This is a genomic window from Rhodococcus wratislaviensis (genome assembly GCF_900455735.1).
In the GTDB taxonomy this organism is placed as follows: domain Bacteria; phylum Actinomycetota; class Actinomycetes; order Mycobacteriales; family Mycobacteriaceae; genus Rhodococcus_F; species Rhodococcus_F wratislaviensis.
The window spans coordinates 396,294-419,540 of record NZ_UAUI01000011.1 but is presented as its reverse complement, the minus strand read 5'-3'; the positions used below and the strand labels follow the sequence as shown (position 1 = coordinate 419,540).

At 67.6% G+C, this 23,247-nt stretch carries 21 protein-coding genes; 11 read left to right on the top strand and 10 right to left on the bottom strand.

What is annotated here, in order from left to right; genetic code table 11:
- Window positions 1-45: 45 nt before the first annotated feature.
- The 5 genes from DTA22_RS36755 (at window position 46) to DTA22_RS15565 (ending at window position 4,111) form a co-directional block, all read left to right on the top strand.
- Window positions 46-426, top strand: coding sequence for a putative immunity protein (locus DTA22_RS36755; protein ID WP_112300015.1), 381 nt, complete (start codon window positions 46-48; stop codon window positions 424-426).
- Window positions 427-475: 49 nt separating this feature from the next.
- Entirely contained in the window at window positions 476-817 is a 342-nt protein-coding gene (locus tag DTA22_RS15580) for an ArsR/SmtB family transcription factor (protein WP_112300014.1), read from the top strand.
- A 3-nt stretch (window positions 818-820) separates the two neighbouring features.
- Window positions 821-1,306 carry an SRPBCC family protein gene (locus DTA22_RS15575; protein ID WP_037230323.1) on the top strand — a complete coding sequence of 162 codons (486 nt, stop codon included), beginning with the start codon at window positions 821-823 and terminating at the stop codon, window positions 1,304-1,306.
- A 210-nt stretch (window positions 1,307-1,516) separates the two neighbouring features.
- Entirely contained in the window at window positions 1,517-2,479 is a 963-nt protein-coding gene (locus DTA22_RS15570; RefSeq protein WP_112300013.1) for an MBL fold metallo-hydrolase, read from the top strand.
- A gap of 36 nt (window positions 2,480-2,515) precedes the next feature.
- Entirely contained in the window at window positions 2,516-4,111 is a 1,596-nt protein-coding gene (locus DTA22_RS15565) for an FAD-dependent monooxygenase (protein ID WP_112300012.1), read from the top strand.
- Here the strand turns inward: DTA22_RS15565 and DTA22_RS15560 are convergent.
- Window positions 4,105-4,686: a helix-turn-helix domain-containing protein gene (locus tag DTA22_RS15560; RefSeq protein ID WP_009476612.1), complete on the bottom strand. Its 582-nt coding sequence runs from the start codon at window positions 4,684-4,686 to the stop codon at window positions 4,105-4,107. The genes DTA22_RS15565 and DTA22_RS15560 overlap by 7 nt on opposite strands.
- A gap of 109 nt (window positions 4,687-4,795) precedes the next feature.
- Between DTA22_RS15560 and DTA22_RS15555 the strand changes: the two genes are divergently transcribed.
- Complete coding sequence (locus DTA22_RS15555) at window positions 4,796-6,145, top strand: NAD(P)/FAD-dependent oxidoreductase (protein WP_245973419.1); 1,350 nt, start codon at window positions 4,796-4,798, stop codon at window positions 6,143-6,145.
- Between the two features lie 77 nt (window positions 6,146-6,222).
- The gene (locus tag DTA22_RS15550; RefSeq protein ID WP_112300010.1) at window positions 6,223-7,707 is read left to right on the top strand and encodes a peptide MFS transporter; all 1,485 of its coding nucleotides are present in this window, start codon (window positions 6,223-6,225) and stop codon (window positions 7,705-7,707) included.
- Between the two features lie 32 nt (window positions 7,708-7,739).
- On the opposite strand, the gene DTA22_RS15545 is transcribed toward DTA22_RS15550, so the two are convergent.
- Genes DTA22_RS15545 through DTA22_RS15525 form a run of 5 tightly spaced genes read right to left on the bottom strand, consistent with a single transcriptional unit; the run spans window position 7,740 to window position 13,577 of the window.
- On the bottom strand, window positions 7,740-9,800 hold the full coding sequence (locus DTA22_RS15545; RefSeq protein WP_112300009.1) for a copper-translocating P-type ATPase: 2,061 nt from the start codon (window positions 9,798-9,800) through the stop codon (window positions 7,740-7,742).
- A 36-nt stretch (window positions 9,801-9,836) separates the two neighbouring features.
- The gene (locus DTA22_RS15540; protein WP_009476541.1) at window positions 9,837-10,157 is read right to left on the bottom strand and encodes a metal-sensitive transcriptional regulator; all 321 of its coding nucleotides are present in this window, start codon (window positions 10,155-10,157) and stop codon (window positions 9,837-9,839) included.
- The gene (locus DTA22_RS15535) at window positions 10,154-12,424 is read right to left on the bottom strand and encodes a heavy metal translocating P-type ATPase (protein ID WP_112300008.1); all 2,271 of its coding nucleotides are present in this window, start codon (window positions 12,422-12,424) and stop codon (window positions 10,154-10,156) included. The genes DTA22_RS15540 and DTA22_RS15535 overlap by 4 nt, the downstream gene beginning before the upstream one ends.
- Entirely contained in the window at window positions 12,424-13,314 is an 891-nt protein-coding gene (locus DTA22_RS15530) for a hypothetical protein (RefSeq protein WP_112300007.1), read from the bottom strand. The genes DTA22_RS15535 and DTA22_RS15530 overlap by 1 nt, the downstream gene beginning before the upstream one ends.
- A 56-nt stretch (window positions 13,315-13,370) precedes the next feature.
- A complete protein-coding gene (locus DTA22_RS15525; protein ID WP_005254342.1) occupies window positions 13,371-13,577 on the bottom strand; it encodes a heavy-metal-associated domain-containing protein in 207 nt (68 codons plus the stop codon).
- Window positions 13,578-13,752: 175 nt separating this feature from the next.
- Here DTA22_RS15525 and DTA22_RS15520 point away from each other — a divergent pair, with 175 nt between their 5' ends.
- From DTA22_RS15520 to ggh, 3 genes are read left to right on the top strand one after another with little or no spacing between them, the layout of a single operon-like run.
- Window positions 13,753-15,180 (top strand): amino acid permease, encoded by a 1,428-nt coding sequence (locus DTA22_RS15520; RefSeq protein ID WP_037230307.1) that lies wholly within the window; start codon window positions 13,753-13,755, stop codon window positions 15,178-15,180.
- Between the two features lie 52 nt (window positions 15,181-15,232).
- Window positions 15,233-16,000 (top strand): class I SAM-dependent methyltransferase, encoded by a 768-nt coding sequence (locus tag DTA22_RS15515; protein ID WP_409372712.1) that lies wholly within the window; start codon window positions 15,233-15,235, stop codon window positions 15,998-16,000.
- A 47-nt stretch (window positions 16,001-16,047) separates the two neighbouring features.
- Complete coding sequence (gene ggh / locus DTA22_RS15510) at window positions 16,048-17,385, top strand: glucosylglycerate hydrolase (RefSeq protein WP_037230412.1); 1,338 nt, start codon at window positions 16,048-16,050, stop codon at window positions 17,383-17,385.
- A gap of 59 nt (window positions 17,386-17,444) precedes the next feature.
- On the opposite strand, the gene DTA22_RS15505 is transcribed toward ggh, so the two are convergent.
- The 4 genes from DTA22_RS15505 to DTA22_RS15490 all read right to left on the bottom strand — a co-directional run bounded on the left by DTA22_RS15505 (window position 17,445) and on the right by DTA22_RS15490 (window position 22,098).
- A complete protein-coding gene (locus DTA22_RS15505; RefSeq protein WP_112300005.1) occupies window positions 17,445-19,133 on the bottom strand; it encodes a flavin monoamine oxidase family protein in 1,689 nt (562 codons plus the stop codon).
- A complete protein-coding gene (locus DTA22_RS15500) occupies window positions 19,130-19,930 on the bottom strand; it encodes a carbon-nitrogen hydrolase family protein (RefSeq protein WP_112300004.1) in 801 nt (266 codons plus the stop codon). The genes DTA22_RS15505 and DTA22_RS15500 overlap by 4 nt, the downstream gene beginning before the upstream one ends.
- Entirely contained in the window at window positions 19,927-21,384 is a 1,458-nt protein-coding gene (locus tag DTA22_RS15495) for an amino acid permease (protein ID WP_037230301.1), read from the bottom strand. Before DTA22_RS15495 ends, DTA22_RS15500 begins: the two co-directional genes overlap by 4 nt.
- A gap of 93 nt (window positions 21,385-21,477) precedes the next feature.
- Window positions 21,478-22,098, bottom strand: a complete 621-nt coding sequence (locus DTA22_RS15490) for a helix-turn-helix domain-containing protein (protein WP_037230300.1) — start codon at window positions 22,096-22,098, stop codon at window positions 21,478-21,480.
- A gap of 108 nt (window positions 22,099-22,206) precedes the next feature.
- Between DTA22_RS15490 and speB the strand changes: the two genes are divergently transcribed.
- A complete protein-coding gene (gene speB, locus DTA22_RS15485; protein WP_037230299.1) occupies window positions 22,207-23,244 on the top strand; it encodes an agmatinase in 1,038 nt (345 codons plus the stop codon).
- The last annotated feature ends 3 nt before the right edge of the window (window positions 23,245-23,247 follow it).

Genomic DNA, 23,247 nt, shown 5'->3' with positions numbered 1-23,247 from the left:
GACCAGCGCTGCCCGCAAAAAGTATTCAGATCCGAGGCGGGTGGTATGCGCGGCCCTCGGGTGCTGTGGCCGGATGCAAGTGAGAGAAGTTCCAGCCAGATCCTCCCGAAGGTCCGAGACCCTCGCTTCGTCACGATCCGCCGCGGTGGGACGCTCACAGACTCGGATCATCAGCTTCTGGCCCTGTGGGCGGCATCGTGCGCGGCCAGGGACCTGCGTGGTGCAGCACGGCACGCCGCATACGCTGCGGGGCAGGCCGGAGCCGTCGCGCACGTTGCAGTGCATGAACTCGGTGCTGCCGCCTATGCGATCAAAGCCGCGCGTGCAGCAGGACGACGTGAATGCCGGTGGCAGCGTGACCAGCTCCCTGAGGCCATTCGCGAGCTCGTACGTCGAAGGTGCCATCCGCGCCCACTCGCATCCTGAAAGTCGAAGCAGCCTTGCACATACAACCAATCGGTTGTATGTTCTGAGGGTGTCAGAAACAGATGAGGACCGGGCCGATGCCCTGTTCCACGCGCTGTCCGACCGAACGAGGCGCGACATCATGCGTCGCGTGCTGGCCGGCGAGCATTCCGTCTCGGCACTGGCCGCGAAATACGACATGAGTTTCGCTGCCGTGCAGAAGCACGTCGCCGTCCTCCAGAAGTCCGGCCTACTCGTCAAACGACGCAGCGGCCGTGAACAACTCGCCACGGGCGATGTGGACGCAGTTCGCGCAGTGTCGTCCATGCTCGCCGAGCTGGAACAGGTCTGGCGTGGACGTATCGCACGCATTGACGAACTGATCGCAACACAACCCCAACGGAAGGAATGAACGATGCCTGTCACCAATGTCAGCCACGACATCGATGCACTGACCCTGACCATCACCGCCGAGTTCGCCGCGCCCCGAGCACGGATCTGGCAGATCTATGCCGATCCGCGCCAGCTCGAAAAGATCTGGGGTCCACCGACATACCCGGCGACGGTGGTCGACCATGAGTTCGCCCCCGGCGGGCGGGTCACCTACTACATGACCGGGCCCGAGGGTGACAAGCATGCCGGTTACTGGAACATCATCTCCGTCGACGAGCCGACCGGATTCACCTTCACCGACGGATTCGCCGATGCGGATTTCACCCCGATCGAATCGATGCCAGTGTCCACCAACGAGTTCTCCTTCCAGGACAAGGACGGCAGCACCATCGCCACCTACGTCAGCACCTACGCAACCGCCGAAGGTCTCCAGCAGGTGCTCGACATGGGCGTGGTCGAGGGCGCCTCGCAGGCGATCGGCCAGATCGACGACCTCATCAAGGGTTGAGCCTGCCGGATACCCACCCCCGTCTACCCACCCCCGTCGCGACGAACGGGACGCTCGTTGCGTCAGATCGAACGAGCGTCCCGTTCGTCCGGTCGGTCGGCCGCGGGCGCAGGGATCCCAGGCCGATTTTTGATCAAGGCTTTCATTATTTTGTGATCCGGGTTACTGTGGCCACCATCAATCAAACCTTTGATTAGTTAGGTGGATCGCATGAGCCCCACAAGCTTCGCTTCGTCGGCCGACCTCGGTGAGAAGGAGCAGACGCTCGAGGTCCTGGCCGACGGCGTGTACGCCCTCACCGCCGAGGGGGATCCCAACATCGGCGCCATCGAGGGCGAGGACTTCGTCGTCTGCTTCGAGGCACTCGCCACCCCGGTGGCCGCGCAGGACTGGTTGCGCAAGCTGCGCGAGCACACCGACAAACCGGTCCGGTACCTGGTGCTCTCGCACTACCACGCCGTCCGCGTGCTCGGTGCGTCCGCGTTCGACGCCGAGACCATCGTGGCGCACGAGACCACCCGCGCCCTCATCGAGGAGCGTGGAAAGGAAGACTGGGCTAGCGAATTCGGACGCATGCCCCGCCTCGCCAAGGCTGCCGACTCGGTGCCCGGACTGACGTGGCCCACCCTGACGTTCGCCGACAAGCTCACCATCGACCTCGGCGGCGGACGCGGCGACCTGGTGCTCCAGCACTTCGGCCGCGGCCACACCGAAGGCGACATCACCGCGTGGCTGCCGAAGCAGAAGATCCTTTTTGCCGGCGACCTCGTCGAGGCGCAGGCCGCGCTCTACACCGGCGACGCGTTCCACCGCGACTGGTCCACCGGCACCCTCGACCGGATCAAGGCGCTCGGCGCGGAGGTCCTGATCGGCGGACGCGGCGCCGTCTCCCACGGTCGGGAGGCCGTCGACGCCGCCATCGAGCAGACCCGCCATTTCATCGTGGTCATGTTGGCCGAGGTCGGGGCGGTGCAGCAGCGCGGCGGCACCCTGAAGGAGGCGTTCGAGGCCACCCATGCCGCACTGAACGAGCAGTACGGGCACTGGCCGATCTTCGAACACTGCCTCCCGTTCGACGTCTCCCGCGTGTGGGACGAGCTGTCGGGCATCGAACGGCCCGTCATCTGGACCGCGGAGCGTGACCGCGAGGTCTGGGACCAGTTGCAGGGCTGACGTCCGTCACCGTTTCACACTGACAAGGCGAGGATCATGGGAAGACGACACACCCGCGGCGGCACGGTCACCGTCGTGGGCAACGGCCCGGTGGGGCAGACGACGGCGTTGCTGCTGGCACGCTGGGGCATTCCGGTCACGTTGCTCGACGCCCGGGCCGAACGGGACCCGATCGGATCGAAAGCCATCTGCCAGCAGCGGGACGTCCTCGAGGTGTGGGACGCGATCGGCGTCGGCAGGCAACTGGCCGACGAGGGCGTGACGTGGGGGTGCGCCCGCACCTTCCACCGCGACCACGAACTGTTCGCGCATACCTTCGTCGACCGCGGCATCTCGTCGTTCCCGCCGTTCGTCAACATCTCCCAGGCACGGACCGAGGAACTGCTCGACGAGCGGATCGCGGCGACGCCGTCGATCGACGTCCGGTGGGGATACGAGGCCACGTCGGTGGATCAGGACGAGACCGGCGTGACCATCACCTGCCGCACCGGCTCCGGGGAGGAGACCGTCACGTCGGACTACGCGGTGGTGGCCGTGGGGTCGCGGGGCAGCGCGATCCGGCGGCAGCTGGGTGTCACGTTCGACGGTCGTTCGTTCGACGACAAGTTCCTGATCTGCGACATCGCCGCCGACATCCCGGGCTGGGCCGACGAACGCCGCTTCTACTTCGATCCCGAGTGGAACCCGGGCAGGCAGGTGCTCATCCACCCGTGCCCGGACTCGACGTTCCGCATCGACTGGCAGGTGCCCGGCGAGTACGACCTCGAGGCCGAGGAGAAGTCGGGCGCGTTGGACGCGCGGATCCGGAAGATCATCGGCGACACCGACTACCGGATCGTGTGGAAATCGGTGTACCGCTTCCACTCCCGGGTCGCGAACCGAATGCGCGTCGACCGGGTGCTGTTGGCCGGCGATGCCGCGCACATCGTGTCGCCATTCGGGGCGCGCGGACTGAATTCCGGTGTCGCCGACGCCGAGAACGCGGCATGGAAACTCGCGTTCGTCCTGCGGGGCTGGGCCGGCGAGTCGCTGCTCGAGACGTACCACACCGAGCGGCACGCGGCGGCCGTCGAGAACATCGCGGTCACCACGGCGACGATGGACTTCCTGGTTCCGCAGTCCGAGGATCAGCACCGGCACCGGCGCCACGTGCTCACCGCGGCGGTCACCGACCGGGAGGCGCGGGCCCAGGTCGACAGCGGACGCCTCGCCGAGCCGTTCTGGTACGTCGAATCACCCGTGACCACAATCGATCCGCAGCGACCCTTCGCCGGGCGCCCCGAGCGTGGCTGCACCCCGGCCGCGGCGCCGGGAATCCTCGTGCCCGACACCCCGGTGACGTTGCAGGGCGGTTCCGGCAGCCGGCTCCGCGCCATCGCCCGGCACGGAATCCTGCTTCTCGCGGGTGACGGTGTGGATGTCGACGAGATCCGCAGCGCGGCACTCGACACGGTGCACACGCCGATCCGCCTCGTCCGGCTGTCGGAGATCGACAGCGCAGGCGTCCTCACCGCCGCGTTGGACGCGAAGCCAGGTGAGGTGTGGGTCATCCGCCCCGACGCGTACGTCGCGGCGGTCACCGACACGGTCGACGGGCTGGTGTCCGCATTGCGACGGGTGACGCTTCAGTAGCTCGGTGGCGACATCATCCAGAGCGCCACAGCGGGCTTGCCGTCGATCTCCCGGGCGCGGTGCGGGCTGGCGCTCGAGTACGCGACGCTGTCGAGTGCGTTGAGCACGTCGGTGTGCTCACCGACGGTGACCTCGATGCGGCCGGAGATGACGAGCAGCACTTCTTCGGAGTCGCCGTGTGCGTACAGCTCGTCACCGGTGGTCCCGTACGGGTCGAACTCCCCGATGAACGATTCGAGCTGGCGATGGGTGGTCGGCGTGATGCGGACCTTCCGCGCGTTGGTGCCGAAGGCATTGAAATGCGCGGTGCGGTACCGGTGCACAGCGGTCGTCGATGCCTCGGTGAACAACTCGCCGACGTTCATCTCCAGGCACGCGCAGATCCTCTGCAGGGTCGCGATGCTGGCAGTGTTGCGGTCCCGTTCGAGCTGGCTGAGAAACCCCTCACTGACCTCGGCTTTTGCGGCGACCTCAGCCAGCGTCAACCGCAGCGCGCGCCGTCGTGAGCGCAGTCGCGCACCCAGTGAATGGGGATCGACCGCTGGCGAACCGTCGTCCGTCGATGCACTTGACATACCTCAGAAAGTACATCAGCCTTTGGTTGTGATCAAGATAACTTGATCTTAGGTAAAGAAATATTGACCGGGGAGTCTCTCCATGCGAAACGGCCACCTTTCTCACTGGATGTCGCGAGATGATCTCGACATCCCCGCGACCGTGCCCTTGGACCGCGACGAGGAAGTCGATGTCGCGATCGTGGGCGGTGGACTCTCAGGACTGTGGACCGCGTGGGCCCTCACCCAGGCCGACCCCACACTGTCCGTCGCCGTGTTCGAAGCCGAGCGTCTCGGATTCGGAGCCTCCGGACGCAACGGCGGCTGGTTGTCCGCGAAACCCGTTGGAATCCGCGACGTTCTGGCACGTCAACACGGTGGTCGTGCCGGTGTCCTCGAGATCGAACAGCGACTGGAAGAATCCATCCACGACGTCGTCGACGTGCTCGGCGCTCAGAACATCGACGCCCGCCATGGCGGCTGGATGCAGGTGGCCCGCTCGGCCAGCGAACAGAACCGGATCGAAAACTACCTTGCCAAGAGCCGTAGCTGGGGCGTCGACGAAGGCCGCCTCCGCCTCCTCGCCGCCGCCGAGGCGAGCGAGCGGGTGAACATCGCCGGCGTGACGGGCGCCCTGCACTCACCGGACAACTACTGCGTGGATCCCGTGAAGATGCTGCTCGCCCTTGCCCGGACCGTTCAGAAGGCCGGGGTGCGCATCTACACCTCGTCGCGGGTGGACACGATCGAGCCCGGCCGACTCGCTGTCGGCGCTCACACCGTCCGGGCACGTCGGCATGTCGTGGTCGCCACCGAAGGCTATTCCTCCCGGCAGCGGGGACAGCGCCGGCGGATGCTCCCCCTCAACAGCGCGATGCTCGTGACCGATCGGCTCACCGACGATCAGTGGGAGCAGATCGGCTGGGCGCACGGCGACGGCGTGTCGGGTGCAGCCCACACGTACTTCTACGGCCAGCGAACGCCCGACGGGCGCATCGCGATCGGCGGCCGCGGTAAGCCGTACCGATTCGCCTCCGGAGTCGACAGTGACGGTGAAGTCGACCAGCACACCATTGCCGCACTGACCAACCTCCTGGCGGACTTGTTCCCGCAAGTCCCCCTCGCCGCCGCTCACGCGTGGTGCGGTGTGCTCGGGGTGACCCGCGACTGGTCACCGTTCATCGACAACGACCCGAGCAGCAAGATCCTGCGCGTGGGCGGCTACGCCGGCCAAGGGCTGACGGCCGCCCATCTCGCCGGCCGCATCGCTTCCGACCTGATCCTGCAGGGCGATACCAAGCTCTCCACGTTGCCGTGGGTTCGTCAGATGCCCCGACGCTGGGAACCCGAACCGCTCCGGTGGATCGGCGCACACGGCCTCTACCGCATCTACTCGATCGCCGACGTTCTCGAGGCTCGAGCGGCCGGCCCTCGCACCTCCCGACTCGCGCTGCTTGCCGACAAGATCGCCGGGCGCTGATCTCTCACCACCAGCACGCGCTCAGCGCCGAGGCGCCGGTACGAACCACACCCCCTTCCCCGAACACAGGGAGAGACATGACCGAGATCGACAAGAGCGTCGCAACCGAGTACCACCGCACGGTCGAACGGACGAGGTCCGACTCGCTCGGGCAACCCAAGGGTCTGTGGAACCTGGCGTTCACCGAACTCTGGGAGCGTTTCAGCTTTTACGGCTTGCAGGGAGTTCTCAGCTTCTATCTGTTGTACTCACTCAGCGACGGCGGACTCGATCTCGCGCCGGCGACCGCGGTCAGCATCGTCGGCGCCTACGGCGGATCGGTCTACCTGTCCCAGATTCTCGGGGCATGGATCGCCGATCGGCTGATCGCGCCACGCCGGATGGTCCTCTACGGCGCCGTCGTCATCACCGTCGGCCACCTTGCTCTCGCGATACTCGACGGACTCTCCGGCCTGGCCTTCGGGCTCACGCTCATCGTCCTGGGTACCGGCGCGCTCAAGACGAACATCACGTCGATAGTGGGCATGCTCTATGCCGACAATCGCCCCGCACGCGACGCCGGTTTCTCGTACTTCTACATGGCCATCAACACCGGCTCCGCGTTCGGACCGCTGCTCACCGGATTCACCCAGAGCAGATGGGGATTCCACGCGGCCTTCAGCCTCGCCGCCGTCGGAATGGTCGGGGCGCTCATCCAATACTCGTGGAAGATGCGCGACCTGCCCGCCGAGGCCGGCGTCGTCAAAAATCCCATCGCTCGCACGCACCTGCCCTACGCGTTCGCCGCCGTCGCCGCCGTGACTGCCTTCGTGGTCGCCCTCTGGCAGCTCGGGTTCGTCGACAACACCAACCTCTCGCACTTCGTCGGCGCCGTCATCCTCGTCGCCGCGATCATCTACTTCACCGTGATCCTGCGTTCGCCGAACGTGACACCGGCGGAGAAGCGTCGTATGAGGGGCTTCATCCCACTGTGGATCGCAAGCCTGCTGTACTTCGGGTTCCTGTTCCAGAAGTTCACCACCATCTCGGTGTTCATCAAGGATCGGGTCGATCTCGATGTCGGTGGCTGGCAGGTACCCGCTCCCTGGCTGACCACCATCAGCCCGGTCTCCGCGGTCCTGCTCACCCCTCTCGTCGCCATGTTGTGGACGAAACTCGGTACTCGCCAACCGACTACGTCCGCGAAGTTCGTCATCGGGCTGACCATGGTCGGCTGCGCCTACCTGCTGCTGTTGCTCTCGCAGTTCTTTCCCGACAAGACTGTGCCACCGCTCCTGGTTCTCGTCAGCATGGCCGTTGCCGGTTCATCCGAAATCTTCGTCGGACCGGTCGGACTCGCACTGGCCACGCGCATTGCACCCGAGCGATTCACGGCGCAAACCGTGGCACTGCTCTTCCTGACCCTCGCCGGTGGATCGACGCTCTCCGGCCTACTCGGCGGATTGTTCACGACAATTTCCACCGGAACCTTCTTCCTCCTCGTCGGCTCGGGAGCCGTCCTTCTGGGAGCGGTGCTGTTCGGCCTCTCCCGCAAGATCGAAGTACTGACCGACAGCAGATAGCGAGGGCGCCGGCCCGGTCGACGCAGAGCGGGTCAGTGTCGGCTCAGCCGTTCCGGATCCAGATCGAGTCGTCGCAGCAGCTGCGCGTTGAGTGCGACGACGATGGTGGACACGGACATCAGGATCGCCGCGACCGCGGGTGAAATCGCGACCCCGGCGAACGCGAGGACACCGGCGGCCAGAGGGACGGCAATGACGTTGTAGCCGGTGGCCCACACCAGGTTCTGCCACATCTTGCGGTAGCTCGCCTGGGACAGGTCGATGATCGAGAGGACGGCGCGGGGATCGTCGGCGGCGAGGACGACACCCGCCGACTCGATGGCGACGTCCGTGCCGGCGCCGATCGCGACGCCGACATCCGCGCGGGCGAGCGCAGGCGCGTCGTTGACGCCGTCGCCGACCATCGCCACCCGGTGACCGCGGGCCTGGAGGGCGGCCACCTCGGCGTCCTTGTTCTCCGGTAGCACGTCGGCGAACGCTTCGTCGATACCGAGATCGGCGGCGACGGCGTCGGCCACCTGACGGGCGTCTCCGGTGATCATCGCGACCTTCACACCGCGCTCGTGCAGGGCGTCGATCGCCTGCCGGGACTCCTCGCGGACGGCGTCCTCGAGCGCCACCGCGCCGAGCACCGCGCCGTCGCGGACGAGGTGGAGGATGGAGGCGCCGCGCTCGACCCACCGTGTCGTCTGCGCGGCAACGTCTTCGGGGACTGTCACGTTCAGCTCCGCGAGCATCGCCGGCCCGCCCACCTCTACGGGTATGCCGTCGACGTCTGCGCGCACCCCACGTCCGGGCAGCGACCGGAAGTCGGACGCGGTGCGCCGCTCGTCCCAGGGCACCGTCGCTGCCGCCTCGGCGACGATGGCCCGCGCGACCGGGTGCTCGCTGTCGGCCTCCACGGCGCCGGCGAGCGCGAGCAGTTCGGTCTCGGTGACACCCGCGGTGGTGACCACCCCGGTGACGACGTGCTTGCCCTGGGTCAGGGTGCCGGTCTTGTCGAACAGGACGACGTCGACGTTGCGCATGCGTTCGAGCGCCAGCCGGTCCTTCACCAGGACACCGGCCTTCGCGGCACGCTCGGTGGAGATGGCGATCACGAGGGGTATCGCCAGACCGAGTGCGTGCGGGCAGGCGATCACCAGAACGGTGACGGTCCGCACCACGGCCTCGTCCACGTTGCCGAGCAGCGACCACACCACGAACGTGAGAAGCCCTGCGATCGAAGCGAAGTAGAACAGGAACGCCGCGGCGCGGTCGGCGAGGGCCTGCGCCCGGGACGAGGAGGACTGCGCGTCGGCGACCAGCCGCTGGATGCCGGCGAGGGCGGTGTCCTCCCCCACCGCGCCCACCTGGATTCGCAGCGCGCTGTCGGTGGCGACGGTGCCGGCCACCACGGTGTCGCCGACCGACCGTGGGACAGGGTTGGATTCGCCGGTGATCATCGATTCGTCGACCTCCGCGCGGCCGTCCTCGACGGTGCCGTCGGCGGGGATGCGACCACCGGCCCGCACCAGCACCAGGTCGCCGGTGGCGAGTTCGGAGACGGGCACCTCGGTGACACCGTCGTCGGTGACCCTGTCGGCGGTGTCCGGCAGCAGCGCGGCGAGTGCGTCGAGGGCGCCGGACGCCGACCCCAGCGCCCGCATCTCCAGCCAGTGGCCGAGCAGCATGATGACGATGAGAAGCGCCAGCTCCCACCAGAAGTCGAGGTTGAACCCGCCGATCTGCAGGGTCGTGATCCACGACGCGACGAACGCGACCGTGATCGCCATGCCGATCAGCAGCATCATGCCGGGCCGTCGCGACTTCAGCTCACCCCACGCGCCGGTGAGGAACGGCGCGCCCCCGTAGAAGAAGATCGCGGTGCCGACCACCGGCGGAATCAACGACGCACCGGGGAAGTCGGGGACGGTGTAGCCGAGGAGGTCGGCGAACATGTGGCTGAACACCACCACCGGCACCGACAGTGCGAGGCTGATCCAGAATTTCTGCCGGAACACCTCGCCGTGCGCGCCGTGACCGGCGTGCCGATCAGCGTGGTCGGTGTGCCGGACCCGTTCCATTTCCTGCTGCTGATGATCGTGAGACATGCCTGCTCCCTCGGAAGCTGCTCTCGTGGTCTGGTTTCAGGAACGCACCAGTCGTGCGATGGCGTCGGTGGCTTCCTTGATCTTCGCGTCGGCCTCGGAGCCGCCCGCGACGGCGGCGTCGACGACGCAGTGGCTGATGTGGTCTTCGAGCAGACCCAGCGCCACGGCCTGCAGCGCCTTGGTCATCGCGGAGACCTGGGTGAGGATGTCGATGCAGTACTTCTCGTCCTCGACCATCCGCTGGAGTCCCCGCGCCTGGCCCTCGATGCGGCGCAGGCGCTTGAGGTAGTCGTCCTTGGCGCTGATGTACCCGTGGCCGGCCGTGTGGTCGTGGTCGGTGTTCGGTTGCTCGGTCATGAGTGTTCCCCTCGGGTGGGAGTGGTCAGGGGCTGGAAGCGGCGCAGTCGCAGGCTGTTGCTCACGACGAACACCGATGAGAATGCCATGGCGGCGCCGGCCAGCATGGGGTTGAGCAGGCCCGCCGCCGCCAGTGGCAACGCCGCGACGTTGTAGGCGAAGGCCCAGAACAGGTTGCCCTTGATCGTGCTCAACGTCCTGCGCGACAACCGGATCGCGTCGGCCGCGGCCCGCAGGTCGCCGCGCACCAGCGTGAGGTCGCTGGCCTCGATGGCCACGTCCGTGCCGGTTCCCATGGCGAGACCGAGGTCGGCCTGCGCGAGAGCGGCGGCGTCGTTGACCCCGTCGCCGACCATCGCGACCACCTTGCCATCGGCCTGCAGACGCTTGATCACGTCGACCTTGTCCTGGGGCAGTACCTCCGCGATCACTTCGCCGATGCCGACCTGGGCGGCGATCGCCCGGGCCGCGGAATTGTTGTCGCCGGTGAGCATGATCGGGGTGAGGCCCAGTTCGCGGAACTGCGCCACCGCCTCGCGTGACGTCGGCTTCACGGTGTCGGCGACCACGAGCACGCCGCGCGACTGGCCGTCCCAGCCGATCCCGACGGCCGTCTTGCCTTCCGACTCCGCCGCGTCGACGGCGCGCCGGAGTTCCGTGGTGAGGTGCAGCGACCAGTCGCGGAGCAGTTTCGCGCGGCCGATGACCACCGCGTGTCCGTCGATCATGCCCTGGACGCCGAGTCCCGCGATGTTGGTGAACTGTTCGACGTCGGGCAGCGTCGTGAACCGGTCCCGTGCCGCGCGGGTGATCGCCCGTGCGATGGGATGCTCGGACGCGTCCTCGAGTGCGCCGGCGAACCGCAGAACCTGCTCCCCGTCCTGGCCGTCCGCGGCGATCACGTCGTGCAGCGACATCGTGCCGGTGGTGACGGTGCCGGTCTTGTCGACCACCACCGTGTCGACTCGCCGGGTCGATTCCAGAACTTCGGGTCCCTTGATCAGGATGCCCAGCTGGGCTCCGCGTCCCGTGCCCACCATGAGGGCGGTCGGGGTGGCGAGTCCGAGCGCACACGGGCACGCGATGATCAGGACGGCGACCGCGGCGGTGAACGCGGCGGCGACCGAACCGCCGGTGCCGATCCAGAAACCGAGGGTCGCGACCGACAATGCGATCACGATCGGGACGAAGATGCCGGAGATCCGGTCGGCCAGGCGTTGCACCTCGGCCTTGCCGGTCTGCGCGTCCTCGACCATCCACGCCATCTGCGCGAGCTGGGTGTCGGCTCCGATCCGGCTGGCGCGAACCACGATTCGACCGCCGACGTTGACCGTCGCACCCGCCACCTCGGAGTCCGGCGACACCTCGACCGGCACGGATTCACCGGTCAGCATCGACGCGTCCACCGCCGACGAACCTTCGACGACGACGCCGTCGGTGGCGATCTTCTCGCCGGGACGGACCACGAAGAGGTCGCCGACCTCGAGCTGGTCGATGCCGATCAGCTGTTCGGTGCCGTCACGCAGTACCGACACTTCCTTGGCGCCCAGTTCGAGCAGCGCCCGCAGTGCCGCTCCCGCCCGGCGTTTGGCGCGGGCTTCGAAGTAGCGGCCGGCCAGGATGAACGTGGTGACGCCGGCCGCGGCCTCCAGATAGATGTTGCCGGTGCCGTCGACCCGCGCGATCGTGAGCTCGAACGGGTGCGTCATCCCCGGCATGCCTGCCGTGCCCCAGAACAGTGCGTACAGCGACCAGCCGAACGCGGCCAGCGTGCCCATCGACACCAGGGTGTCCATGGTCGCGGTGCCGTGCCGCAGGTTGGTCCAGGCGGCTTTGTGGAACGGCCACGCACCCCAGACCACGACCGGGGCCGCGAGGGTGAGCGAGAGCCACTGCCAGTTGGTGAACTGCAGCGCCGGGATCATCGCCATCGCGATGACGGGGACCGTCAGCACCGCGGACACGAGCAGCCGCTGCCGCAGTTCCGCCGCCGGGTCCTCCTCCTCCGGGGCCGGGGGCTTCACCTCGGGCAGTCGCGCCGTGTACCCGGCCTGCTCGACCGTGGCGACGAGGTCTTCGGGCGAGACGTCGGCGGCGTCGTAATGGACGCGGGCCTTCTCCGTCGCGTAGTTGACGGTCGCGGTGACGCCGTCGAGTTTGTTCAGCTTGCGCTCGATGCGGTTGGCGCACGACGCGCAGGTCATTCCGCCGATGGCCAGTTCGATCTGGGAATCGGGCGGTGCCGCGAGGTCGGTCGAGCGGGTCATCACTTCTCCTCCGGTCCGGCGGTGGCGGTGAATTCGGCGGTGTGGACGGCGCCGGCGTGCTGGAAGTCCAGGAACAGCCGGTAGTCGCCCGCGCCGGGTGCGGTGACGGCGAAGTCGATTCCGGGGCCCGCCGCGGTGACGCCGTCACCGGGATGTCCGTCCGGGTGTACGTGCAGGTATCCGAGGTCGGTGGTGCGCAGCGCCACCAGGTGACCGTATGCGCCGAGGTAGGGCTGCAGATCGGTAACGGGCTGCCCGTCGCGGCTCACCGAGAGCGTCACGTTCGACGTCTCTCCCGGTCGCAGCACGCCGTCGAGTGTGACGGTGTAGCCGTCCACGGTGGCGGTCGGTGCGGGTGCCGGCAGTTCCTGCGGGTCGTAGGTGCCCGCGACGCGCAGATCCGTGCCCAGGGTGACGCCTTCGCCGCCTGCCGGGGTGAAGTCCGCGAACACGCGGTAGTCGCCGCCGCGAGTGAGGTCGAGGGGGACGCTCCACGTTCCGGTCGCGTCGAGCGTCGGGTGCACGTGCTGGAACCCGGCGAGGTCCCGGCGGACGACGATCAGGTGCAGCAGTTTCTCGTGCTCCACGGTGTAGTCCGTCACGGGTACCCCCGAGGGGTTCGTGATCCGGAACTGCACCGGGACCGCGGCACCCGCGGTGACCTGGTCGGATGCGAGTGCGAGGGTGTAGCCGTCGGCAGTGGGCGTCAGTCCGCCCGGGGTCGGGTCGGCGGCGGCGCCGTGACCTGCCGCTCCGTGTCCGTCGTCCTCGGCCGTGTGCGCGGCGGGCTCGGCCACATCCGGGCCGGCAACCGACCCGAGTGCGAGCGCGGCGCCGAAGATCACGACGAGGCCGACGGTGAATCCGGCGAACTTGCCGGTTGCGTTCATGGTGGGTCTCCTGTGGTGGAGGTGCCGGCTCAGCCGGCCGCGTTGGAGGTGCCGGCTCAGCCGGCGACGGAATACCCGGCTTCTTCGACAGCGCCCGCGACGGCACTCGGATCGAGGTCGGTGGTGCTGTCGATGACGACCTTGCCGGTGGCCAGATCGACGTTCACGTTGGTGACGCCGGGGAGTGCGCTGATCTCCTCGGTGACCGAGGACACGCAGTGGTTGCAGGTCATGCCGGTGACGGTGACGCTCGAGGTGCTCACGGATCTGCCTCTCTCGGGGGTATCGATGTCCTATCTGAGAACTACCATACCCCCCTACCGTATTCCTGCAAGGGTGACGACGGCCACCGAGTCCCGTGTTCCTGGCCCACGCCGGCCCGAAAAGGTGATTGAGTGAGATACCGCATCTCACCCCACTGGGAAACGGAGCCCGGCAATGTCGATGGACAAGTTGCGCACCCAAATGCTGCGCCGCAAACCGCTCACCGAGGTCGACGAGGACACCCCGCCCGACGAGCGTCTGACCAAATCGCTCGGCCTGTGGCAACTCACCGCGATCGGCGTCGGCGGCATCATCGGCGCAGGCGTCTTCTCCCTCGCCGGCTCGGTCGCGCATTCCGTCACCGGCCCGGCCGTGCTGATCTCCTTCCTGATCGCCGGTGTCGCCAGTGCTGCGGCCGCACTGTGTTACGCCGAGTTCGCCGGAATGATCCCCAAGGCCGGATCGGCCTACACCTACGGTTACGTGGCGCTCGGCGAGATCGTCGGCTGGTTCATCGGCTGGGACCTGCTGCTGGAATACATCGCGGTGGCGGCCGTCGTCGCCATCGGCGTGTCCGGGTACTTCCGGTTTCTCCTCGAACAGATCGGCATCAGCCTGCCCGACTGGATGATGGGCGCGCTGGGCACCGGCGACGGGCACGTGTTCGACGTCTTCGCAGCCCTGTTCTGCCTCGGGACCGCGTGGGTGCTCTCGCGCGGAATCCGCAGTGTCGGCCGATTCGAGACGGTCGCGGTGGCGATCAAGGTCGCGTTGGTCGTCCTCATCATCGTGCTGGGCGTCTTCCACATCGACAGCGCCAACTACACCCCTTACTTCCCGTTCGGCACCGCAGCCGTGTTCACCGGCGCGGCCACCGTGTTCTTCGCCGTCTTCGGGTACGACGCGATGAGCACGGCCGCCGAGGAATCGAAGGACGCCACCAAGCACCTGCCGAAGGCGATCCTGTACTCCCTCGGCATCGCGATGACGCTGTACGTCCTGGTCACCCTGGTGCTGACCGGGATGCAGAAGTACACCGAGATCAGCCCCGAGAGCGGCTTCTCCACCGCCTTCGATTCGGTCGGCATGCCCGGGGTCGCGAACATCATCGCGGTCGGTGCCATCGTCGGCATCATCACCGTCGTGCTCACCTTCATGCTCGGTGTGACCCGCGTCTGGTACGCGATGAGCCGGGACGGCCTGCTCCCGGAATGGTTCGCGAAGACGCACCCGGTGCGCAAGGTTCCGACGCGGGTCACGTGGATCGTGGGGATCGGTTCGGCGCTGCTGGCCGGGTTCTTCCCCATCAACACGGTCGCGGAACTCACCAACATCGGGATCCTGTCGGCGTTCATCGTCGTCTGCATCGCGGTCGCGGTGCTCCGGCGCACCCGCCCCGAGGTCCCCCGCACGTTCAAGCTTCCGTTCATGCCGGTCATCCCGATCATCGGCGTCGTGTTCTCCGGCTGGCTCATCCTCTCGCTGCCGTGGGAGACCTGGCTGCGGTTCGGGATCTGGCTGATCCTCGGTCTGATCGTGTACTTCTTCTACTCGCGCAAGCACTCCAAACTCGAAGAAGCAGAGCCGGTGCCGCGTGCCTGACGACGACGGGGAACGGGTGGACGCGACCACCCTGACCGGTGTTCCCGCGACGATGATGTGGACCCTCCGCAACCGTGCCGTCGAGGCGTCGCGTCCCGACGGCACGTTGGTCGACCCGCTCGCCGTGACGCTTTACGAGACCCTCGACTATCCGTACGAGAACTTCGGGAAGCCGAGCCAATCCCACGCTCTGCGCGCTCGGGCCTTCGACGACGAGATACGGGAGTTCCTCGACGGTCACCCCGGCGGAACGGTCGTCGCGCTCGGTGAAGGATTGCAGACCAGCTACTGGCGGATCGGCGACCCGGACGTCCGGTGGGTGTCGATCGACCTGTCCGAGGTGGTCGCCCTGCGCAGGCAACTGTTGCCGGACGAGCCGAACGTCACCACACTCGCGGTGTCCGCGCTGGACCGCTCGTGGATGGACCACGTCGACACCGGCCGGGGCGTGTTCGTCTCGGCGGAGGGCCTGCTGATGTATCTGCCCGCCGACGAGTCGCTGTCCCTGATCGGCGACTGCGCCCGGCGTTTCCCCGGCGGCCGGATGATGTTCGATTCGGTGCCGAAATGGTTCAGCCGCAAGACGCAGAAGGGATTGCGGATTCACGGCGGCTACACCGTCCCGCCGATGCCGTTCCACCTCTCCGCCGGCGAGGCGGCGGAGCTGCCCGGACAGGTGCCGGACCTCGAGTTCACCCGTGAGGTGATGTTGCCCCTCGGCCGCGGTCTGTGGGGGTCGACCCTGCTCCGCAGGCTGTCGGAATCGCGGCCGCTGCGCAACTCGCGTCCGACGCTGACCCTGTGCGGATTCGCAGGCTGAACCCCGTCCGACGAGCGATGTGGGCCGACCCGCAGCAGAATGGTGCAATGGCGGACCGCGGATTCACCCCGACACAGCTCGCGGCACGTGCCGCGTACCTGCTTCGCGGCAACGACCTCGGCACCATGACGAGTGCCGCGCCGCGCCTGTACCCGCACATGTGGAGTTGGGACGCGGCGTTCGTCGCGGTCGGCCTGGCGCCCCTGAGCGTGGAGCGGGCCGTCGTCGAACTCGACACCCTGCTGTCGGCGCAGTGGAAGAACGGCATGATCCCGCACATCGTGTTCGCGAACGGCGTCGACGGATACTTCCCCGGCCCCGGGCGGTGGGAGTGCGGGACCCTCGCGGCGCACGCACCGAGCGGCACGCAGACGTCGGGGATCACCCAGCCGCCCGTGCACGCCATCGCCGTGCAGCGCATCCTCGACCACTCGCGCAGGCACGGTCGCAGCACCCGCGCCGTCGCCGAGGAGTTCCTCGACCGGCGCTGGCCCGACCTCGTGCGCTGGCACCGCTGGCTGGCCAACGCCCGCGACCTCGACGGCAACGGCCGGATCGCGCTGTACCACGGCTGGGAGTCCGGCATGGACAACTCGCCGCGCTGGGACCACTCGTACGCCAACGTCGTGGCCGGGGTGATGCCCACGTATCTGCGCGAGGACCTGTCCCACGTGGCCGACACCGGACAGCGGCCGTCCAACGGCGAATACGACCGCTACCTGTGGCTGCTCGAGGAGATGAAGACCGTCCGCTACGACGACGAGGAACTGGCCACCGCCATGAGCTTCGCGGTGGAGGACGTGTTCGTCAGCGCCGTGTTCTCGATGGCGTGCGAGGTGCTCGCGACCATCGGCGAGGAACACTCGATGCCGAACTCCGACGTCCGGGAACTGCACGGGTGGGCGGCCCGGTTCCGGCAGGGCGTCCTCACGACCACCGACGAACGGTCCGGGGCGGCACGCGATTTCGACCTGCGCAGCGGCCGGTGGATTTCCACCGAAACCCTCGCCATGTTCTCGCCCCTGCTGTGCGGCGGCCTGAGCCGGGACGCCGAACGCGCCCTGCTCCGCACGTTCGAGGGACCGAAATTCTGCGGTCACCCCGACCTCCGGTACGCCGTGCCGCCGTCGACGTCGCCGGTGTCGGGCGACTTCCGCCCGCGCGAGTACTGGCGCGGTCCGGTGTGGCCGGTGATGACGTGGCTGTTCTCCTGGGCGTTCGCCCGGCGCGGGTGGGCCGAGCGCGCCCACCTGCTGCGGTCCGAGGGGCTGCGGCAGGCGAGCGACGGCAGCTTCGCCGAATACTACGAACCGTTCACCGGTCAGCCCCTCGGGAGCATGCAGCAGTCGTGGACGGCCGCCGCGGTCCTGGACTGGTTGGGCTGACACCCCCGTGAGTACTTATTAACCGCGGGACGTTAATAAGTACTCACAGGCCGAAGGCACTAGTCGCACAAGCGGATCGGGCCGAGCTCGGCGTACCGGTCGCCCGGGCCGGGGTTGTCGGCGGGGGTGGCGCCGCCCAGGTGGTGCATCACTCCCCAGACGGCGTTGAGCGCGGTCTGCACGGCGCCCTCCGCCCAGCCCGCGGTCCATGAGATGTCGTCGCCGGCCAGGAAGATGCCGCGATGCCGTGGGTCGAGTTCGTCCTGGACGAAATGGCTGAACAGCCGTTCCTGGTACCGGTAGTGGCCGGGGAGGTTGGCCTTGAACGCACCCATGAAGTCGCGTTCGGTTTCCCACGACAGCGTGACCGGAGTCGAGATGATGTGACTGCGGAAGTCCACCCCCGGGTAGATCTCCTCGAGCGATTTGATCATGAGGTTCATCCGCTCCGTCGCGTCGAGCGGCAGAAGCTTGAGCGAATCGTCGGACCACGTGTAGGACAGGCAGATCAGGCCGGGCTTGTCGTCACCGTGGTCGAGGAGGTAGGTGCCGCGGCTCATCCGGTCCGTCAGGGTCATGCTGACGAGGTCGCGGCCGGTGACCGGATCCTTGTCCTTCCAGAACGGACGATCCACGAGGGCGAACACCTTCGTCGACCCCATGTAGTGGGTGCGTTCGATCGCGGTCCAGTGGTCGATCGGGAACAGGTCGTCGTCGCAGTGAATGTTGTTGAGCAGCATCCAGCTCTGCGCCGTGAAGACGGCGGCGGGGTAGGTGCGGATCTCACCGGACGAGTCGGTGACCGTCACCTGGTGCGGTGCGGTCCTCCGGACCTCCGTGACCCGGGGACGGGTGCTTCCGCCGTTCAGTGCGCGCACCGACGTGCCGTCCGGCCAGTGCGCCATCCCCGACGGAGTGTCGGTCCACAGGCGGAGGGGCAGCTGCTGCGACCCGCCGACGATGCCGCGGTGGTGGTCGTCGGCGGCGGTGATGACGACGCGCAGGATCTCGAGGATCGAGTTGGGGAAGTCGGTGTCCCAGCCGCCCGTGCCGAAACCGACCTGCCCGAATACTTCCCGATGCCGGAACGACGCGAAGTGCTTCGACGAGGCGAGGAAGCCGTAGAACGTCTGATCGTCCAGCCGGACCACCAGGTCGTTCCAGATGCGCTTGAGTTCGGCGGTGTCGCGGTCGCGGATCGCCTGCTGCAGCGGAATCAGCTCGGCGTGATCCTCGAGTGTGCGCTGCCACGCATCCGACACCTCCCGGAACACGGGCGGCAGGTCGTCGAGGTGCTGCGCGTAGTAGCTTTCGCCCTTGAGGTCGATGACCGTGCTGGGGGTGCTGTCGGCGAGCGGGTTCGGGAACGCCTCGGTCCGCAGTCCCATGGCGTCGAGGTAGTGGAACAGGGTGGTCGACGACGGTGGGAACCGCATCGCGCCCATCTCGGCGACCACGTCCGGGTGCCCGTCGAACGGCTGCGACCGCATCCGGCCACCGATCTGATCGGCTTCGTAGACAATCGGTTTGAGGCCGAGCTTCATCAGCTCGTACGCCGTGACCATTCCCGACAGTCCGCCGCCGATGACTGCCACCTCGGTGCCGTGGCGGTCGGCGGGCACCGCGCCGAGGCCCGAGTGGTGCGCGATGAAGTCGTCGTAGGCGAACGGGAAGTCGGGGCCGAACATGGTGAGCGGCTTGGGATCGGTGTCCGCGGCGGTGCTGTCCGGAGTGACGGGGATCGTCATGAAGTCTTCTCCTGCATGAAGGGGTAGAGGTCGACGCGTCGGTCGTCGAGATGGGTGTTTTCACGGCGGGATCGGTGGAGGACGTCGAGTTCGAGGTCGACGATCGCGACCTCCTCGTGGCGGCCGGCGCGGGCGAGTTCGGTGCCGTCGGGCGCGATCGCGCAACTGGATCCGCAGTAGTCGAGGTCGGCTTCGGTGCCGCACCGGTTGACGTACGTGACGAACAGCTGACTCTCGTACGCCCGGGTCGGGACTACGCTCTCCGCGATGAATTCGTACGGGCTCATCAGACCGGTGGGGACGACGAGCCACTGGGTTCCCCGGTCGGCGTGCGCGCGAACGGTTTCGGGGAACTCGACGTCGTAGCAGATCAGGAGTCCGCACCGGATTCCGGCGTGGTCGAACTGGACCACCAGTTCGTCGCCGGCGGCGAAGTGCGAGCGGTCGAGCTCACCGAACAGGTGCGTCTTCCGGTAGTTCGCGAGTGACGTCCCGGACGGGTCGAACACCTGCACGCTGTTGTAGACGACCCCGGCGTCCGCCTCGGGGTATCCGTAGACGACGGCGATTCCGGATTCGCGCGCGATCTCCGCGATCCGTGCCGCAATCGGTCCGTCGGCGGGTTCGGCCCGTTCCGCGATGAGGGATCCGATGTTGTAGCCGGTGGCCGCCATCTCCGGGCAGACGAGGATGGACGCCCCGGAAGCCGCCGCCGTCTGCGCGGCGGACGCGATGGCGGAAAGGTTCGCCGCGACGTCGAAGGAGAGTTCGGGGCCTTGGAACAGTGCTGCCCTCATGGTGCCGTCACCCTTTCCGGGCTGTTGCGGAGTTCGGACTTGCGGACGCCGTACGCGAAGTAGATCGCGAGCCCGACTGCCATCCACAGAGCGAACGCCACCCAGGTCGAGACGCCGAGACCGAACAGCAGCAGCGCGCAGAACACGACGCCGAGGACCGGCATCAGCGGGAACAGCGGGGTCCGGAAGCTGCGGTGCAGGTCGGGGTGACGCCGGCGCAGGATGATCACGGCGATGTTGACGAGCATGAACGCGAACAGCGAGCCGATGCTCGTCGCGTCGGCCAGTTCGCCCAGCGGCACGAACCCCGCGAGCGCGGAGACGACACCGCCGACGACCACGATGTTGACGACGGGCACCCGGGTGCGCGGGTTGACGCGGGAGAAGACCCGCGGCACGAGACCGTCGAGCGACATCGCATACAGGATCCGGGTCTGCCCGTACATCACCGCGAGGACGACGCTGGCGATGGCGATCACCGCGCCGGCCGACAGGAGGATGGCGGGCCAGGTGCTGGTGGTGGCGGCATTCAGGATGGTCGCGAGTGCGGCGCCCTCGCCCGCGATGTCCTGCCAGGGCATCGCGCCGACAGCCGCGATCGCGACCAGGCAGTAGAGGATCGTGACGATCAGGAGCGAGAGGATGATGGCGCGGGGAAGGTCGCGCTTCGCGTTCTTCGCTTCGTCGCCCGCGGTCGAGGCGGCGTCGAACCCGATGTAGGCGAAGAACACCTGGGAGGCCGCGGCCGTCACGCCTGCCGCACCGAGGGGGATGAACGGTGTGAAGTTTCCGGCGCGGAACGCGGTGAACGCGACAGCGCAGAAGAACACGAGCACGAGGATCTTCAGTGCGACCATGACCGTGTTCACCAGGGCGCTCTCGGACGCTCCCCGGGTCAGCAGTGCCACCGCGACGAGCACGATGACGATGGCGGGCACGTTGACGATGCCGCCCGCTCCCGGTGATTCGCTGATCGCGGCGGGTAGCGCGATGCCGAACATGCCGTGGAGCAGTTCGTTGATGTACTCGCCCCAGCCGACGGCGACGGCCGCGACCGAGACGCCGTACTCGAGCATCAGGCACCAGCCGCAGATCCATGCGAAGAGTTCGCCCATCGTCGCGTAGGTGTACGAGTACGAGCTACCGGAGACGGGGATGCTGCCTGCGAGTTCCGCGTAGGAGAGGGCGGAGAAGAGGGCGGTGAACGCCGCGAGCACGAAGGCGAGGACGACGGCGGGGCCGGCCTTGGGCGTTGCCTCGCCGAGGATGACGAAGATGCCCGTTCCCAGCGACGCACCGATGCTCAGTGCGGTGAGGTGCACCAGGCCCATCGACCGCTTGAGGCCGTGACCGGGTTCCTGGTCGTTGCGCGCCACGATCGCGTCGACCGATTTGCGGGCGCGGAGTGCGCCTGCCAGTCCCGGCGGGCGCGGAGAAATCTTGGTGATATCCAACGTTGAGCTCCTGAGCGGTGGAGTGATGTGGACAACAATGAACGGGCGAGCCGTGACTGTCAACACATGTTTCCTAAACCGCTTGACGGTTTCCTAGCGGGAGGTGGGCCGGACGTCGTCCGGTAGTGCGGGGGCCAGAATCCACAGAACGGTCGTGGTGTCGTCGCCGAGTGCGCGGAAGCTGTGCGGCAACTGGGGAGAGAAGGTGAACGCGTCCCCGGTCGCGAGCGTCACGTCCTCCCCGGCCCCCGGACCGTTGAAGGAAATGCAGATCCGGCCCGAGACGACGTAGACGAAGGCGACGTCGACCGGTAGTTCGTACGTTTCCGAGCCACTCCCGCCGCCGGGCTCGATCCGGCTCAGGAGCGACTGGATGCGGCGCTCGCCGAACGGTGTCAGCAGGAACTCGGCCATGCGCTCGCCGCCGAAGCTGATCGGCGGGTAGTTGTCGGCGCGTACCACCTCACCTGCGGCGGAGCTCTCGAACAGGGACCCGACGGGAATGTTCAGGGCGGCGCAGATGCGCACCAACGTGGCGACGGATGCGCTCGCGTGGTCCCGTTCGATCTTCGACAGGTAGCCCTTGGTGATGCCGCAGCTCGCGGCCAGTTCGTCGAGGGTCAGGCGCTGGGCCTGCCGGGCGGCCTTGAGCCGGGGTCCGATCCGGGGCGCGTCGACGCCCGACGCACCTTCGGTTGCGAGCTCGTTCGCCATGCATTGATCCTTCGTTGTGTCTCGTATAGGAAACAAGTGTTGACAAGAATGCGTTCCAAGGAAACGATACGACGACGCCACGTCTCCGGCACACACCGAAGGATTCCGATGAGTACAGACGACATCCAGGGCCCAATCGACGCGACCCGCATCCAGGGCCCCGTCGACGCGACCCGCACCCCGCGCTACGCCGAGCCCAGCACGTTCGCCCGCCTCCCCCGGCTCGACGAGGTGTCCCGCGCCGACGTCACGGTGATGGGCGTCCCGTTCGACTCCGGCGTGAGCTACCGTCCCGGCGCACGCTTCGGCCCCGGCCACATCCGCGCCTCGTCGAAGCTCCTGCGTCCGTACAACCCCGCACTCGACGTGCACCCCTTCGCGGCGCAGCAGGTCGCCGACTTCGGCGACATCGGCGTCAACCCGTTCGACATCCAGGAAGCCCTGGCCACGGTCGACGGCGCCGTCACCGACCTGCGCAAGGACGGCTCGACCGTGCTGACGCTCGGCGGCGACCACACCATCGCCCTGCCGATCCTGCGTTCCCTCGCCCGCGACCACGGTCCCATCGCCGTGCTGCACTTCGACGCGCACCTGGACACGTGGGACACCTACTTCGGCGCCCCCTACACGCATGGCACCCCGTTCCGGCGGGCCAGCGAGGAGGGGCTGATCGACCTGGAGCGTTCGCAGCACATCGGCATCCGCGGCCCGCTGTACAGCAAGAAGGACCTCGAGGACGACGCCGTTCTCGGCTTCCAGGTCATCCGCTCCGACGACTACGAGGTGGACGGCGTTGCCAGCATCGTCGAACGGATGCGTCGACGGCTCGACGGCGGTCCGGTCTACGTGTCCGTGGACATCGACGTCCTCGATCCCGCGCACGCGCCGGGCACCGGAACACCCGAGGCCGGCGGCATGACGTCCCGCGAGTTGTTGAACACGCTGCGCGGACTCGTCGGCCTGAACGTGGTCGGCGCCGACATCGTGGAGGTCGCGCCCGCATACGACCACGCCGAGATCACCGGCATCGCGGCAGCGCACGTCGCCTACGAGCTGCTGTCGGTGCTCGCGATCAACGCGTCGACGGCCCCGGGACGGGCTGCGCGCGGCGAGGCCCGTCGGCAGGCGGCGTTCGTCACGAAGTGACGT